Below are 14,463 nucleotides of genomic sequence, written 5' to 3' on the forward strand. Positions count from 1 at the left end.
CCTCGGCTTGCTCGGATTGCGACACGCGGCCTCCTGTCGATGGCGGGGCTCGTTCTGCAGCCCGGCGGGCGGCGCGATTATCATGCATTTTTCGCCAGCGCCTCGAACGCGCCACTGCAATCCTCGATGCATGACCTTCCCCTCCAGTTTCTGGGCGGCGGCAATATGGCCGACGCCATCATCGCCGGACTGCTTGCGTCCGGCCACGACGCCGAGCGCATTCTCGTCGTCGAGCCGGAGTCCGCGCGCGCAACAGCCCTCAGAGACCAGCACGGTGTCACCGTTGTCGCTCCCGGCGCGCCGCTGAAAGCCGAGGCCGTCACCGTGCTCGCGGTCAAGCCGCAGGTCGCGGCCGAGGCGCTGGCCGCCACACCGGTGCCGGCCGGCGCGCTAGTGGTCTCCATCGCGGCCGGGCTTTCCTGCGACTGGCTGCGCAGCCAGCTTTCGGAAGGCGTGCGCGTGGCGCGCTGCATGCCGAATACGCCAGCACGGCTGGGGGCAGGAGTGACCGGCATCTGGGCGGACGCCGATATCGGCGAGGCGGCGCGCGCGCAGATCGACTATCTGCTGGGCGCGGCCGGCGCCACGGTCTGGCTGGAATCCGAAGCGCAGATCGACGCCGTCACCGCGCTGTCGGGCTCGGGGCCGGCCTATGTCTTCGCCCTCGGCGAAGCCATGGCCGCAGCCGGCCAACAGCTCGGCCTGCCACAAGAGACAGCCGAAAAACTGGCACGCCAGACGCTGATCGGCGCCGGCCGCCTGCTCGCCGAGGAGACGGCCACCGCCGGTGAGTTGCGCGCACGTGTAACCTCGGCTGGCGGCACCACGGCCGCCGCGCTTGCCGAATTGGAGGCAGGCGGCCTAAGCGCACTGATGGCGCGCGCCATGGCCGCGGCAGCCAAGCGTGCGCGCGAGCTGTCCGCGCCGCCCACCCACGACGAGGAATCTGAGCACTGATGGGCTCGAATGTCGACAACGCGCTTTTCTTTCTGGTTTCCACGCTCTTCAAGCTGGCGATCTGGGTACTGATCCTGCGCGTGGCACTGCAGCTGGTACGCGCGGATTTCTTCAACCCGGTCTCGCAGCTAGTCTGGCGACTGACGCAACCGGTGGTGGGGCCGCTCTCCGGCATCGTGCCGCGCTACCGGCAGTGGGATCTGGCCGGCGTGCTCGTGCTCTATGTGCTGGCCGTTCTCTACATCTATGCCGTCTTTGCCATCCTCGATTACCGCGTCGGGCTGCTGCCGGCGCTGTGGTTGGGGCTGCTGTCGCTGATCACGATGACGCTGATGCTGCTGACCTTCAGCATCTTCGTGCAGGCGATTCTGTCCTGGCTCGGGCCCGGCGTGAACAACCGCGCCGGCAGCGTGCTGTGGAGCCTCAACGAGCCGCTGCTGTCACGCATCCGGCGCATCGTGCCGATGGTCAGCGGCATTGATCTCTCGCCGCTGGTCGCGATCCTGCTGCTGCAGGTGTTCTACTATCTCGTGCCCCTGCATCCGGTGCTGCGCTAACGGTGGGCAAGCCAGAAACAGAGCCGGGCTCGGTCGGCATCGTCACTCCCGAGATACTGCACTTTGACGATCATCTGGAGTTGGAGTGCGGGCGCTCGCTGAACGGCTTCGACCTGGTCTTCGAAACCTACGGGCGGCTCAACGCCGAGCGCAGCAACGCCGTGCTCGTCTGCCATGCGCTGTCCGGCGACCACCACGCTGCCGGCTATCACAGCGCCGAGGAGCGCAAGCCGGGCTGGTGGGATGCCTGCATCGGGCCCGGCAAGCCCATCGACACCAACCGGCTCTTCGTCGTAAGCCTGAATAATCTGGGCGGCTGCGCCGGCTCCAGCGGGCCGACCAGCATCAACCCGGAGACCGGCCACCCCTGGGGCGCTGACTTCCCGATGGTGACGGTTCGCGACTGGGTGCGCGCGCAAGCGCTGCTCGCCGACCGGCTGGGCATCGACCAGTGGGCCGCTGCCGTCGGCGGAAGCCTCGGCGGCATGCAGGTCATGCAATGGGCCATCGACGAGCCCGAGCGCCTGCGTCATGCCGTCGTGATCGCCGCCGCTCCCAAGCTCTCGGCGCAGAATATCGCTTTCAACGAAATTGCCCGTCAGGCCATCTTCGCCGATCCCGACTTCCACGCCGGACGCTATCTGGAGCACGGCGTGACGCCCGAGCGCGGGCTGCGGCTGGCGCGCATGCTGGGGCACATCACCTACCTCTCCGACGAAGCCATGCGCGAGAAATTCGGCCGCATGCGCCGCTCGGACATCCTCGGCTACCACTTCGACGTCGAGTTCGAAGTGGAGAGCTATCTGCGCTATCAGGGCCAGCAATTCGTCTCGCGCTTCGACGCCAACACTTATCTGCTGATGACCAAGGCGCTGGATTACTTCGACCCCGCCAGCGAGTATGGCGGCGACTTGGCGGCCACGATGGAGCGCGTGCAGGCGCGCTCCCTGGTTATCGCCTTCGAGGCGGACTGGCGCTTCTCGCCGGAACGCTCGCGCGAGATCGTCCAGGCGCTGGTGGCCGCACGCAAGCCGGTGGCCTACGTCTGCGTGCCCTCCAGCCTCGGCCACGACGACTTCCTCATGCCCATCCCCTATTACCACCGAATACTCGGCGACTATATCGCCCGGGTGGCGCGCGAGGTGGGTTGCTGATGCGCCCCAACATGCCCGAGAACCTCCGGCCCGATCTGGCGCTGATCAGCGAGTGGATTCCATCCGAGGCGCACGTCCTCGACCTCGGCTGCGGCGAAGGCGCCCTGCTGGCCTTCCTCAACGCCGAGCGCGACGTCACCGGCTACGGCCTGGAGATCGACGAGGATGAAATCACCGCCGCGGTAGCGCGCGGGGTCAACGTCATTCAGGGCGACGTCGACGAAGGCCTGCAGCAGTACGCCACTGCCAGCTTCGACTACGTCGTCATGACCCAGGCCCTGCAGGCGCTGCAGCGGCCGGATCTGGCGATTGCGGAAATGCTGCGCGTCGGCCGCACCGCCATCGTGACCTTCCCGAACTTCGGGCATTGGCTGGCGCGGCTGGATGTGCTGCGGGGGCGCATGCCGCTGACGCGCACCATGCCCGAGCACTGGTACGACAGCGAGAATATCCATCTCTGCACGGTGCGCGACTTCGAGACGCTCTGTAGTGAGAATCACTGGCGCATCACGCGCCGCAACCTCCTCAACCACGATCATCAGGACGGTTGGCTGCAACGCTTTGCGCCCAATCTCTTTACCGAGATCGCCGTCTACATGCTGGAATCGGAGGCCGCTCGCCCATGAGCATCACTCTGCGCAGCACCGCGCTGCTGCTGTTCGCGATTCTCGCCCTGCCCGCGGTCGCCGAGCAAGGTGGGCAGTCCGTGCTCGCCGACGGCTACGAGATCCACTACGCGGCCATCAACACCACCGATGTGCCGCCGGTCACCGCCCGAGCGCTCGACATCAGGCGCAGCGATGCGCGTGCCCTGCTGGTGCTCAACGCCCAGCGCGTCTCCGACGGCAGCAGCCTGCGCACGACGGCCGAAGGTGAGGTGCGCAATCTCACTGGTCAGGAAAAAGCCTTCGCCCCGCGCGCCGTCGAGGACGGCGGCGTCTGGTACGTGCTCGCCGAGTTCCGCATCGCCAACGGCGAGCGCCTGCGCTTCGATCTGCAGGTCCTCCCGGAAGGCGCGGGCCGCGCCATCCCGCTGCGCTTCGAGCAGACCTTCTACCGCACCGACTGACCGGGCAGCCGCGGCGCCTCGTCGCCCGCCATCATCACGCGCCCCTTGCCGGCGGCCTTGGCGCGGTACATCGCCGCGTCGGCGGCGGCGACGAGGGCATCCGCGCTACCACCATCGCGGGCTCCGAGCGCCACGCCGACACTTGCGCCGATCCGCGCCTCCATCGCGCCTTCGGCGAGTTCCAGCGCGAAGGGCCGACTCAGCTTGTCGATGACGGTCTCGGCGAGCCGACGCGGCAGATCGGGCTGATCGGCGGGCAGGCCGGCGAGCAGCACCGCGAACTCATCACCTCCCAGGCGTGCCACCACATCCTCGCGCCGGAACGCGCCCAGAAGACGGCCCGCCACCGCCACCAGCAGCGCATCGCCAGCAGCGTGGCCGTGTCCGTCGTTGAGCGCCTTGAAGCCGTCGAGATCGATGAAGACGAGGCCTACCGCGGCCGCATCCTCGGCCAGCGCTGTTTCCAGCTGCTCGTAGAAGCGCGCACGATTGGGCAGATCGGTCAGCGGATCGTGATAGGCGCGATGCAACGCGCGCGCCTCGGCCTGCTTGCGCTCGGCGATCTCCGCCTGCAGGCGCCGGTTATAGGCCTCCATCTGACCGAGCAGCTGCTGCAGCCGGCCGCGCGTGCGGTAGAGTTCCAGGAAGGCGCGCACCTTGGCCAGTAGCACGGTCTCGTTCACCGGCTTGGTGAGATAGTCGACCGCCCCCAGCTCGTAGCCCTGCAGCGCGTCCAGCTCGGCGGTGTAGTTGGCCGTGACGAAGATCACCGGTGTCTGCGACAGCTCGCCCTGGCCGGACAGCAGCTCGGCCACCTCGAAGCCGTCCATGTCCGGCATCTGCACGTCGAGCAGGATCAGCGCGAACTGCGTCTCCAGGCAGGCCGCCAGCGCTTCGGCACCGGAAGCGGCCTCGACGATCTCGGCGTCGACCTGCGCCAGCAATCGGCGCATGGCGACCCGATTGGCGTGGATATCGTCGACGACCAGGATGCGCGGTCGCGGCACCCCTTCGTCCGTGCTCAGCTCATCCATTGATTCAGCTCCCTCCGCAGCTCCTGCATCGTCGCGACCTGTTGGACGCCGCCTGCGTCAATGGCCGCGCGCGGCATCCTCGGAAACTGCGCTTCGGCCGGTGTCTGCGCGAGACTGAAGCCGCCTCGATCGCGCACCGCGCGCATACCCTGCGCTCCGTCGTCGTTGGCGCCGCTGAGGATGCAGGCGCAGAGGTGCGGCCCCCAGCAGTCGGCCGCGCTGTCCAGTAAGACATCGGCGGCGGGCCGCACATAGCGCTCGCGATCGTGCAGCGAATAGGAGAAACAGCCATCACGCTCGACAAGCAAGTGATAACCGGGTGGCGCCACATGCAGCATGCCGCCGCGAGCCGGGGCGCGCTCGGCGGCCTCGCCGACCGGGATCGCGCATAGTCGGTCAAGGCTGGAGAAACCCTCGGGCATGCCTCTTTCCGGCAGGTGCAGCAGCAGGATCACGGCGACGTCACCCGGCGCAGCCAGCTGGGGCAACAGATCGGCGAGCGCCGCGTAGGCGCCGCTCGAGCCGACGATGACCAGGGCCCGCGCAGCGGCTTCCGGATGCATCATTCCGCGTCCTCGGCAAGGCGTCGGTACAAGCCTTCGCCGAGCGGCTGGAACCAGCGCCGCATCAGCGCAGCGTCGACATGCTCGCGCGCACCCAGCAGCAGATAGCCGCCGCGCACCAGCGACTCGGCGAAGACCCGCACCGCACGAGCGCGCAACGCGCTGTCGAAATAGATGAAGACATTGCGGCAGATCACCATCTGCGCCTCAACGAAGACTTCGTCGGTCGCCAGGTTGTGAACAGCGAAGGTCATCGGCGCGCGCAGCCAGTCGTGCAGCTTGATGCGCCCGTACTGGGCGAGCATGTAGTCGGCAAAACTGGCTGCACCGCCCGCGGCGAGATACCCCTCGGCGAAATCACGGCCCTGAGCGAGCGGAAAGATGCCCTCTCGGGCGCGGGCGAGAACAGCCTCGTTGATGTCCGTCGCGTAGATCCGGCTACGCGCGAGCAGCCCGGCCTCGTGCAGCAGGATCGCGAGCGAGTAGGCTTCCTCACCGGCAGCGCAGCCGGCGTGCCAGATCGTCGGGCTCGGGTGGCTGGCAAGCCAGGGCAGCACTTCGGTGCGAAGCCGCGCGAAGACGTCCGGGTCGCGGAAGAGGCTGGAATGCGGCACCGACAGCGCCGCCACGATGTCGGCTGCGGTGTCGGGCTCGCGCAGGCACTGCGCAATCAGCGCGCTGATGCCGGAAAGATCGCGCTTTGCCACCAACGCCAGGATCCGGCGCTTGAGGCTGGCGCGCAGATAACCGGAAAAATCGTAGCCCCAGGCCCGCCTGAGCGCCTCGATGAAGAGCTCGACCTCTATATCCTCGGCCGCCGGCGCCTGCTCCTGTTCTGGCGCCACGCGTCTAGGCCTCCAGCCAGACGCGGATCAACGACAGCAGCTTGTCGACGTCCACGGGCTTGCTCATATAGTCGCTGGCGCCGGCGGCCAGGCATTTTTCGCGGTCACCTCGCATGGCCTTCGCGGTCAGCGCAATGATGGGCAGCTCGCGGTGGCGCGGGTTCTCGCGGACACGGCGCATGGCCTCGTAACCGTCCATGCCCGGCATCATGATGTCCATCAGCACGATCTCGATGCCGCCGGCATCCTCACTGTCGAGCACGGCCAACGCCCTGGTCGCGTCCTGCTGCATGACGACCTCCAGACCGCGCGCGCGCAGCGCTTTGGACAGCGCGAAGACATTGCGCACGTCGTCGTCCACCAGCAGCACGCGCCGGCCTTTGAGGTCGGTGTTCTGCGCACCGGCAGTGGGCGCCTTCGCGGCAGCATCGTCCATGGCATGCAGGAAAAGCGTCACTTCGTCAACCAGCCGCTGGCTGGCCGGCGTTCCCTTCATCACGACGCTGTCGGTGTGCGCGCGCAGGCGCAGCTCTTCCGCACCCTCCAGCGCGCGCGCTGCCTGCACGACGACACGCAGATTCAGGCCCTCGCGCTCGAGGTGATCGAGCAACTCCGGCGCGCTCATGTCCGGCAGATCCAAGTCGACGATCATGCAACCGAAGGCCGTGCTCTTGCGCAACCGTGCGATCGCCGCCTCACCATTGGCAACCTCGACCACCGGTGCCGTCGAGCGACTGCGCAGCAACTCCGCGACCGTCGCGCGCGCGCTGGCGTCGCCATCGACGAGGAGAATGCCGCGCTCAGCGGCTTCAGCCGGCATCAAGGCCTCCAGCACTCCGTCCAGCGCCTCGCGATCGACCGGCTTGCGCAGGAAGCCCAACGCACCCTCGGCCCGGCCTTCGTCCTCGGCGCCGCTGATGAAATGCACCGGAATCATTGCCGTCTCCGGCTGCGCCTGCAAGGCATCGCGCAGTGCATAGCCGTCCATATCCGGCAGCCCGACGTCGAGGACGATGCCGTGCGGCCGCCACTCGCGAGCCGTTTCCAGCCCCTCTTGCCCTGTGACGGCCTGGCGCACCGCGTAGCCGCGGCCCTCCGCGACACGGGCAACGATGCCGGCAAAGACGGTGTCGTCCTCGACGATGAGCAGGCGTGGCTTCGTCCCACCCTCCAGGGCGGGCGCGGGCAGAGCCAGCGCTTCCTTGCCTTCTTCGCTGCTACCCGCCGCGGCGGATGACGCCGCATCAACAACCCCCGGCAGATGCATGGGCACGCGCAGCCGGAAGCAGCTGCCCTGACCGGGCGCGCTGTCGACCTCCAGGCTGCCGCCCAGCAATATCGCCAACTTGCGCGAAATCGCCAGCCCGAGGCCAGTGCCGCCGTAGCGACGCGAGGTCGAGCCATCGGCCTGCTCGAAGGCCTGGAAGATGCGTTTCCCGGCTTCCTCGTCGAGACCGATGCCGGTATCGCGCACAGCCAGACAGAGCCACTCTTCCCCCTCGGCCGACTCCACGCTGAGCGTCATCTCGACCTCGCCGCTCTGCGTGAACTTGATGGCATTTCCCAGCAGGTTCACGGCGATCTGCCGCAGCTTGTCGGCGTCGTGGTGGATCTGCTGCGGCAGAACCTCGTCCACGTGCAGCGTGAAGCGCAGGCTCTTCTGTCGCGCCAAAGGCTCGAACTGCCGGCGCAGGCCCTCGAAGAGCGGCCGCGGATCGAAGGCCTCGCCGCGCACCTCCAGTCGACCGGCTTCGATCTTGGAGAGATCGAGCACATCGTTGATCAGGCGCAGCAGGTTCTGGCCGCTGTCGTGGATGATGCGCGCCGACTCGATCTGTTCCTCGCTGAGATTGTCTTCGTCGTTGTCGGCCAGACTCTTGCTCAGGATCAGCAGCGCATTCAGCGGCGTGCGCAGTTCGTGCGACATATTGGCCAGGAACTCGCTCTTGTAGCGCGATGCCTGCTCGACCTCGCGGCTGTGCTGCTCGACCCGCTCGGACATCTGCTGCAGCTCGGTATTGGCTGCGCGCAGCTGCTGCGCCTGCACTCGCAGCTCCTCCTCCGAGGCCCGCACTCGTTCACCCTGCTCCTCCAGCTCCGCCGCCTGGCTGCTCAGAGCTTCGTTTGTCACGCGCAGCTCCTCCTGCTGCGCGCGCATCTCCTCCTCGCTCTCGGCCAGCGCCTGGGCCTGGCGCTGTGTCTCGGCAAGCAGCTCGCGCGTGCGCACATCGCCGTCGAGGCTGTCCATGGCCAGCGCCAGCACGCGCCCCATCTCTTCGAGCAGCGCGCGCTCGGCGTCGCTCGGGGCGTTGAAGGCGCTGTACTCCAGCAGCCCGACCACCTCGCTACCGATACGCAGCGGCTCGATGGCGAGATAGCGCGGCATTGATGTGCCGGTGCCGACGCGCACCTCCGGATAGCCTTCCGGTATCTGCGTCCGGCGGACGGGGCTCGCCGAGCGCAGCGCCTCGCCCACCAGCCCCTCACCGGCGGCAAAGACCAGCTCGGTATCGTCGTGCACGCGGCCGTAGGCCCAGGAGGCCACGGCGACGGCCCGCGCTGCATCACCCTCGGCGCGGTAGAGAACGGCCGAGGTCGCGGACAGTTGGGGGGCGAGCCCACGCAGCAGAGTCGCGCCGAAGCGCTGCCAGTCGTCGCAGCGCGCAAGCGGCTCGCTGAGATCGGCGACAGTGGCCTTGATCCAGGCGTTCAGGCGCTGCTGCTCATTGGTAGCCCGGAAGCTTTCCAGCGCGCGCGCCATCTCGCCGATCTCATCGGCCTGCTTGGTGAAACCGATCACGACATTCTGATCGCCGGCAGCGAGGCGGCGCATGCTGGTGGCGAGCTGACGCATCGGATCGGCGATCCGGCTGCGCGTGACGCGCGCCAGCCCGAACATGACGAGCAACGCCACGAAGACGGCAGCGCTACCGGCCAACTCGATCCAGTGCAGGCGTTGAGCTAGCTGCGCCGCGCCAGCGTCCTGCCGCTGCCGATCGCTGCGCGCCATAGCGTCCACCCGGGTTTCCAGACTGGCGAGAATGGCGCGCCCGCGACCCGATTCGATGTGCTCGCGCAGCGCCTGCTCCTCACCGGCGCGATGCATGGCCAGTGCCGGCTCGGCAAACTCGACGCGCCAGCGCCGCATGAGGTCATCTATGTGATCCAGCGTCGCCGTATGCGACTCGCCGATCGTGCGCAGTTCCCCCAGCAGCTTGTCGAGGGTCTCCGGTGCAGTCTCGTAGTCCTCGAGAAAGGCGGGCTGATCGCTCAGCAGATAGCCGCGCAGACTGCTCTCCTGTTCGTGAACCACGGCTTGCAGACGCTGCGCGAACGCAAGGCGCTCGGCGACCTCCTGTTCCAGCATGCGCGCCGTATTGAGCTGCACAATGGCGGTAGCGAACAACGCCACCAGCGCCGCCAGCAGCAACAGCATCAGCGCAAAGGCGAGATTGAAGCGTCCGCGCAGACGCAAGCCGCGCCGGCGCCGCTCACCTTGCGCTTCTGCCGTCATGCGCGCCCGGCAGCCTCCCCGTCGCCGCCGTCACGGTGGGTGGCCTCGACCGCGAGCTTCTCCTGGATGAAGACGCTGTGCGGCACGAAGAGCAGATCGGCCAGCCGGCGCACCATGTGCTCCTCGTGGGCATCGAGCACGCCGTCGGCGTAGGCGACCTCCCATATCATGCGCACCAGGTGGCGCTTCTCCTCGAAACTGCACCGGGCATTGAGAGCGTCGGCGTACTCGTGCAGCGACACGCTTTCGTTCTGGTGCGACGCCGCGCGCGCCATCAGCGCCTCGCAGGTTTCGGGGTCGACGCCGGGAAGAGCAGCGAGCAGGCGCTGCAGGGTCTCGTTCTCGGCGTCGGCGATCTCCATGTCGGCGCTGGCGATCTCGTAGAGCAGAACGGCCGTGGCCAACTCGGTTTCAGGCGCGCTGGCAGCCTCGGAGCCACCCGTAGACAGCGCGGTCTTGAGCTTCTCCCAGAGCATGCTCAGCGGCTCGGATTGCGGCAGGCGGATATGGGCATAGGGCGCTCGCTGTATCGCTTCAACTGTCGAGCGAGGATAGCACCGCCTCCGGCCTCAATTTTCCGGCGGCGCAGCCGCGAGAAGCGCCTGCATGAAATCCCGGGCAGGGGCCCGTACGGCATCCAGCCGACCGTGGAAGAAGTGCCCACCGCTGTCCGGGATTTCCCAGTGCGGTGGCGGCTGGGCGGCCGCCAGGCATTGCTGCGTCTCGGCCAGCGGCACGACGTCGTCGTCGGCCGCGTGGATGCTGAGCCAGGGGCAGCGCGGCCAGGCGGTGGGCTCACCGGATTCGAGATAACGCGCCGCCGGCGCCACAGTCACCAAGCATGCCGGCTCGATCGCGGACTGGGCGCGCAGCGCGACGAAACCACCGAAGGAGAAACCGGCCAGCAGCAGCGGCAGTCCGTCGAGCTCGGCGCGGAGCCAGGCAGCGAGACGCTCGCAGTCATCGGCCTCGCCGCGCCCGTCGTCGTGCGCGCCGGCGCTGGCGCCGACGCCGCGGAAGTTGAAGCGCAGCGCCGCTAGTCCGACGTCGTTGCCGGCCGCGGCCAGCGTCGTGACGACCTTGTTGTCCATCGTCCCGCCGTAGAGCGGGTGTGGGTGGCAGACCAGCAGCGCGCCCTGCAGCGGCGCCTCGCGCGGTCCGGACAGCGCGCACTCGATATCTCCAGCGGTACCGGCGATGCGCAGACGCTGGCGCGCGCCGGCAGCCATTCCTTCCTGCATTTGATGGGCTCCCGATCGACTGGGCAATCAGTCTATCTGCACCCGAGACGCACCCACGCTGCCTTGCGACGCCCCCTGTGCCATCCTATAGTCCAAAAGCACACGCGTGCCCGCTTAACGCAGAATTGCGGCGCGCCAATCATCGGGGAGCAGACATGAAAGCTTGGAAGACCCTTGCCGCGAGCCTTTTCCTGGGCCTGGGCAGCACCGCCTCCGCCGGCGTCGCCGCCGACATGCTCAGCGAGCGCGCGCTCTGGAGCGATCCTTCCGCCCGCGCCTACCTCAGCCTCGGGTTTGGTGCGAGCAGCGATTACCAGCAGAGCCAGCTGCGTGCCGGCCTGCGCATCGATCGCAACAGCACGCTGCAATGGACGCAAGTCGAGCCCATCGCGCGCATCGACTTCGACCGCGCGGGCCTGACCGAGGCCACGCTCAACGGCGTACCCATGGTCGCCCGCGACCCGGTCGTCTACCAGCAGGACGGCGACATCGTCTACAACTGGACGGACTGGGGGCTGGTCGCGCTGGGCGCGGCGGGCCTCGGCTTCATCATCTACGAAGTCGCCGACAATGAGGACAGCGACGAGCCACAGCCCATCGATAACGGTGGTGATGGCGGCGACGGCGGCGGCGGCCTGCTCGGCGGCTTGCTGGGCGGCCTGCTCGGCTTCCAGGCGGACGACACCGGTGCGCTAAGCTCCGGCGAATACCGCGCCTGGATGGAGGGCGGCACCGGCCAGATGGGTGACCTCGACTGAAGGCTGAACCTGGCGTGAAGCCGCGCCATAGGAGGCCGATTCATCGACGGGGAGCCACGGGCTCCCCGTCGCATTTCGGAATCCGCTGATGCGCCGAATCCTGCAGCGCTGGTGGCGAGAATCCGCGACCGTTGATCTGCGCGGCCTGGCCGTGTTGCGCGTGCTGCTCGGCTTGGTTCTGCTCTTCGAGTTGGGGCTCCGGCTCTGCGACCTGGGCGCCTTCTACGGCGACGCTGGCGTACTGCCGCGCGTCACCCTTATCGAGGTCGCCGATGTCGGGCGCATCTCGCTGCTGCTCGCGGCCGGCGGCGCCTGGTGGAGCGGCGCGCTCATCGTCGCGGCCTGGCTCGCAGCCGCCGCCTTTACGCTGGGCTGGCGCACACGCGCAGCGACCATTGCGCTCTTCGTGCTGGTCGCCTCGATCCAGTCGCGCAATCCGCTGATCCTCATCGGCGGCGACATCCTGATCATGGCGCTGCTGCTCTGGAGCCTCTTCCTACCCATGGCGACGCGCTGGTCGGCCGACGCGGCGCTGGCGAGCACGCCACCGCCGGTCTCCAACCGCCACCGCAGCCCGGCCGCCTTCGCGCTTCTCGTGCAGGTGGTCTCGGTCTATTTCTTCTCAGCGGTGCTCAAGCACGGCGACGCCTGGTGGCCGGACGGCACGGCCGTCTACTACGCACTGGAGCTGGAACGTTACGCCACCGCCCTCGGCCGCTGGCTGCAGGGCTTCCCCGACATCACGCAGGCGCTGAGCTACTTCGTCTACTTCCTGGAGTGGGGTGCGCCGCTGCTCGTCTTCGCGCCGCTGGCCACACGCGCCTTCCGGCTCCTCGCTTTCGCGCTGTTGATGCTGATGCATCTCGGCTTCCTGCTCTGCCTGGAGCTGGGCCACTTCCCCTGGGTTAGCTTCGCCGCACTGATGGCGCTGACCACGCCCGCACTTTGGGACGGAGTACGGCGCCGCCTCGACCGCGGCGGCGAGATCCGCATCTACTACGACCGCGACTGCGGTTTCTGCCTGGCCAGCTGCCGATTACTCGTGACCTTCCTAGTGATTCCGCGCGCGACCATCCAGCCGGCGCAGGAGGTCACGCGCGCGCAGCGACTGATGGATGCGCACTGGAGCTGGGTCGTCATCGACGCCGACAACGTCGCGCATCTGAAGTACGACGCCTTCGTCGCCCTGCTGCGCGCCTCACTGCTCTTCCGCTGGCTGGCGCCCATTGCCGCGCTGGCACCGCTACAGAGCCTCGGCACGCGCACCTACGACCTCGTCGCCAACGGCCGCGGCGGCGTGGCAGCCGCCACACGCTGGTTCTGGCGACCGCGCACACTGCGCTGGCGCCCGAGCACTACTGGGCAGGCCCTGGCAGTGCTGGCGCTGCTCGTGATCACGGCCTGGAATGCACATAGCGTCGGCTGGCTGCCCACCGCGGCGCTGCAGCCGGTGGCGCCGTCAGTGCACGCGCTGCGCATCGATCAGCGCTGGGACATGTTCGCGCCGGAGCCTTCGCGACGCGACGGCTGGATCGTCTTCCCGGGCCAGCTTGAGAACGGCCGCAACATCGACCTGCGTGCCGACGACGGCGAACTCGATTGGCAGCGCCCGCAACCGCCGAACGCGCATCGCAACGTACGCTGGCACAGCTACGAATGGCGACTCTACGAGCTGCGCGAGGAAGCACTCTTCCTCGCCTACGGCCGTTACCTTTGCCGGCAGTACAACGCAACAGCCACAGCCGGAAAACGGCTGCACAGCTTTGAGATGGTCTACGTCATCAAGGAATCGCCAGCGCCCGGCGAATCTGCCGAGGCCGTGCGCCGCACTGCCTGGCGGCATCAGTGCCTGCCCGACTGACCTTTCACACGCGTATCAATCCCTTCATGATCGATATTGGCGCCAACCTCGCCCACGAAAGCTTCGCGCAGGACTTCGAGGCCGTGCTCGCCCGCGCCACTGCCGCCGGCCTGAGCCACATCGTGCTCACCGGCAGCGACGCCGAAAGCAACAGCCGCGCCCTGCAGCTGGCCCGCGCGCAACCAGCCATGCTCTCGGCCACCGCCGGCCTGCACCCCCACCATGCCGCGCACTGGAGCGAGGCCCTGGCGGCCCAGATTCGCGGCAACGCGCAGGCCGCCGAATGCCGCGCCGTCGGCGAATGCGGCCTCGACTACTTCCGCGACCTGTCGCCCCGCCCCGATCAGCAGGCGGCCTTCCGCGCCCAGCTCGACATCGCCGTGGCAACCGGCCTGCCCGTCTTCCTGCACCAGCGCGCCGCGCACGCCGACTTCGTGGCGATCCTGCGCGAATACCGGCCGCAGCTGAGCGCCGCCTGCGTGCACTGCTTCACCGAGGGCCCGGCGGAGCTTGAGGACTATCTGGCGCTTGACTGCCACATCGGCGTCACCGGCTGGGTCTGCGACGAACGCCGCGGCGCGGCCGCCGCCGAAGCCGCACCCATGATTCCGGTGGAGCGGCTCATGATCGAGACCGACGCACCCTATCTGCTGCCGCGCAACCTGCCGCGCGCGGTCGCCAAGAGCGCCGGCCGCCGCAACGAGCCGGCCTATCTGCCCTGGGTGCGCGACCGGCTCGCCGAGCTGCGTGGCGACGATCCCGAGGCGCTGGGCCAAGCTACTGCCGCCACCGCCCGCGCCTTCTTCGGCCTGGACTGAAGAAGAAGCCACAGATCGCACAGATTCCCGCGAATCACTCGAGCTGCGCGCTGACTGCGTCAGCTGCGCAGCACCAAGGAATCCTTCAGATC

The 14,463-nt window shown here is 68.1% G+C and carries 14 protein-coding genes; 8 read left to right on the forward strand and 6 right to left on the reverse strand.

The genetic code is table 11. From position 1 onward, the window contains the following. The first annotated feature begins 126 nt into the window (after positions 1 to 126). From proC to U743_RS11960, 5 genes are read left to right on the forward strand one after another with little or no spacing between them, the layout of a single operon-like run. Positions 127 to 957 (forward strand): pyrroline-5-carboxylate reductase, encoded by an 831-nt coding sequence (gene proC, locus U743_RS11940; protein ID WP_052368436.1) that lies wholly within the window; start codon positions 127 to 129, stop codon positions 955 to 957. Beyond that, positions 957 to 1,514: a YggT family protein gene (locus U743_RS11945; protein WP_043768585.1), complete on the forward strand. Its 558-nt coding sequence runs from the start codon at positions 957 to 959 to the stop codon at positions 1,512 to 1,514. The genes proC and U743_RS11945 overlap by 1 nt, the downstream gene beginning before the upstream one ends. A gap of 2 nt (positions 1,515 to 1,516) precedes the next feature. Then, the gene (gene metX / locus U743_RS11950; protein ID WP_043768587.1) at positions 1,517 to 2,668 is read left to right on the forward strand and encodes a homoserine O-succinyltransferase MetX; all 1,152 of its coding nucleotides are present in this window, start codon (positions 1,517 to 1,519) and stop codon (positions 2,666 to 2,668) included. Beyond that, the gene (gene metW / locus U743_RS11955) at positions 2,668 to 3,294 is read left to right on the forward strand and encodes a methionine biosynthesis protein MetW (RefSeq protein ID WP_232226773.1); all 627 of its coding nucleotides are present in this window, start codon (positions 2,668 to 2,670) and stop codon (positions 3,292 to 3,294) included. The genes metX and metW overlap by 1 nt, the downstream gene beginning before the upstream one ends. Then, positions 3,291 to 3,737: a DUF4426 domain-containing protein gene (locus U743_RS11960; protein WP_043768589.1), complete on the forward strand. Its 447-nt coding sequence runs from the start codon at positions 3,291 to 3,293 to the stop codon at positions 3,735 to 3,737. Before metW ends, U743_RS11960 begins: the two co-directional genes overlap by 4 nt. Here U743_RS11960 and U743_RS11965 read toward each other — a convergent pair. From U743_RS11965 to U743_RS11990, 6 genes are all read right to left on the reverse strand, one after another. Further along, entirely contained in the window at positions 3,722 to 4,771 is a 1,050-nt protein-coding gene (locus U743_RS11965; RefSeq protein ID WP_052368050.1) for a diguanylate cyclase domain-containing protein, read from the reverse strand. The two genes, U743_RS11960 and U743_RS11965, sit on opposite strands and share 16 nt — an antisense overlap. Further along, complete coding sequence (locus U743_RS11970; RefSeq protein WP_043768591.1) at positions 4,759 to 5,337, reverse strand: chemotaxis protein CheB; 579 nt, start codon at positions 5,335 to 5,337, stop codon at positions 4,759 to 4,761. Before U743_RS11970 ends, U743_RS11965 begins: the two co-directional genes overlap by 13 nt. Beyond that, complete coding sequence (locus U743_RS11975; protein ID WP_043768593.1) at positions 5,334 to 6,179, reverse strand: CheR family methyltransferase; 846 nt, start codon at positions 6,177 to 6,179, stop codon at positions 5,334 to 5,336. The genes U743_RS11970 and U743_RS11975 overlap by 4 nt, the downstream gene beginning before the upstream one ends. Before the next feature lie 4 nt (positions 6,180 to 6,183). Then, a complete protein-coding gene (locus U743_RS11980) occupies positions 6,184 to 9,693 on the reverse strand; it encodes a response regulator (protein WP_052368052.1) in 3,510 nt (1,169 codons plus the stop codon). Continuing rightward, a complete protein-coding gene (locus tag U743_RS11985) occupies positions 9,690 to 10,169 on the reverse strand; it encodes a tellurite resistance TerB family protein (RefSeq protein WP_052368054.1) in 480 nt (159 codons plus the stop codon). Before U743_RS11985 ends, U743_RS11980 begins: the two co-directional genes overlap by 4 nt. A gap of 93 nt (positions 10,170 to 10,262) precedes the next feature. Next, entirely contained in the window at positions 10,263 to 10,934 is a 672-nt protein-coding gene (locus U743_RS11990; protein WP_043768595.1) for an alpha/beta hydrolase, read from the reverse strand. A 155-nt stretch (positions 10,935 to 11,089) separates the two neighbouring features. Here U743_RS11990 and U743_RS11995 point away from each other — a divergent pair, with 155 nt between their 5' ends. The 3 genes from U743_RS11995 (at position 11,090) to U743_RS12005 (ending at position 14,371) form a co-directional block, all read left to right on the forward strand. After that, positions 11,090 to 11,692 carry a hypothetical protein gene (locus U743_RS11995; protein ID WP_043768597.1) on the forward strand — a complete coding sequence of 201 codons (603 nt, stop codon included), beginning with the start codon at positions 11,090 to 11,092 and terminating at the stop codon, positions 11,690 to 11,692. Between the two features lie 88 nt (positions 11,693 to 11,780). Further along, positions 11,781 to 13,553 carry a DCC1-like thiol-disulfide oxidoreductase family protein gene (locus U743_RS12000; RefSeq protein WP_043768599.1) on the forward strand — a complete coding sequence of 591 codons (1,773 nt, stop codon included), beginning with the start codon at positions 11,781 to 11,783 and terminating at the stop codon, positions 13,551 to 13,553. After that, positions 13,538 to 14,371, forward strand: a complete 834-nt coding sequence (locus U743_RS12005; RefSeq protein WP_232226774.1) for a TatD family hydrolase — start codon at positions 13,538 to 13,540, stop codon at positions 14,369 to 14,371. The genes U743_RS12000 and U743_RS12005 overlap by 16 nt, the downstream gene beginning before the upstream one ends. Positions 14,372 to 14,463: the final 92 nt, after the last annotated feature.

It is taken from the genome of Algiphilus aromaticivorans DG1253, assembly GCF_000733765.1.
In the GTDB taxonomy this organism is placed as follows: domain Bacteria; phylum Pseudomonadota; class Gammaproteobacteria; order Nevskiales; family Nevskiaceae; genus Algiphilus; species Algiphilus aromaticivorans.

Coding starts and splice junctions, on each gene's coding strand:
- proC (WP_052368436.1), top strand. CDS start 127: ATGCATGACCTTCCCCTCCAGTTTCTGGGCGGCGGCAATATGGCCGAC.
- U743_RS11945 (WP_043768585.1), top strand. CDS start 957: ATGGGCTCGAATGTCGACAACGCGCTTTTCTTTCTGGTTTCCACGCTC.
- metW (WP_232226773.1), top strand. CDS start 2,668: ATGCGCCCCAACATGCCCGAGAACCTCCGGCCCGATCTGGCGCTGATC.
- U743_RS11960 (WP_043768589.1), top strand. CDS start 3,291: ATGAGCATCACTCTGCGCAGCACCGCGCTGCTGCTGTTCGCGATTCTC.
- U743_RS11965 (WP_052368050.1), bottom strand. CDS start 4,771: ATGGATGAGCTGAGCACGGACGAAGGGGTGCCGCGACCGCGCATCCTG.
- U743_RS11970 (WP_043768591.1), bottom strand. CDS start 5,337: ATGATGCATCCGGAAGCCGCTGCGCGGGCCCTGGTCATCGTCGGCTCG.
- U743_RS11980 (WP_052368052.1), bottom strand. CDS start 9,693: ATGACGGCAGAAGCGCAAGGTGAGCGGCGCCGGCGCGGCTTGCGTCTG.
- U743_RS11985 (WP_052368054.1), bottom strand. CDS start 10,169: ATGCTCTGGGAGAAGCTCAAGACCGCGCTGTCTACGGGTGGCTCCGAG.
- U743_RS11990 (WP_043768595.1), bottom strand. CDS start 10,934: ATGCAGGAAGGAATGGCTGCCGGCGCGCGCCAGCGTCTGCGCATCGCC.
- U743_RS11995 (WP_043768597.1), top strand. CDS start 11,090: ATGAAAGCTTGGAAGACCCTTGCCGCGAGCCTTTTCCTGGGCCTGGGC.
- U743_RS12000 (WP_043768599.1), top strand. CDS start 11,781: ATGCGCCGAATCCTGCAGCGCTGGTGGCGAGAATCCGCGACCGTTGAT.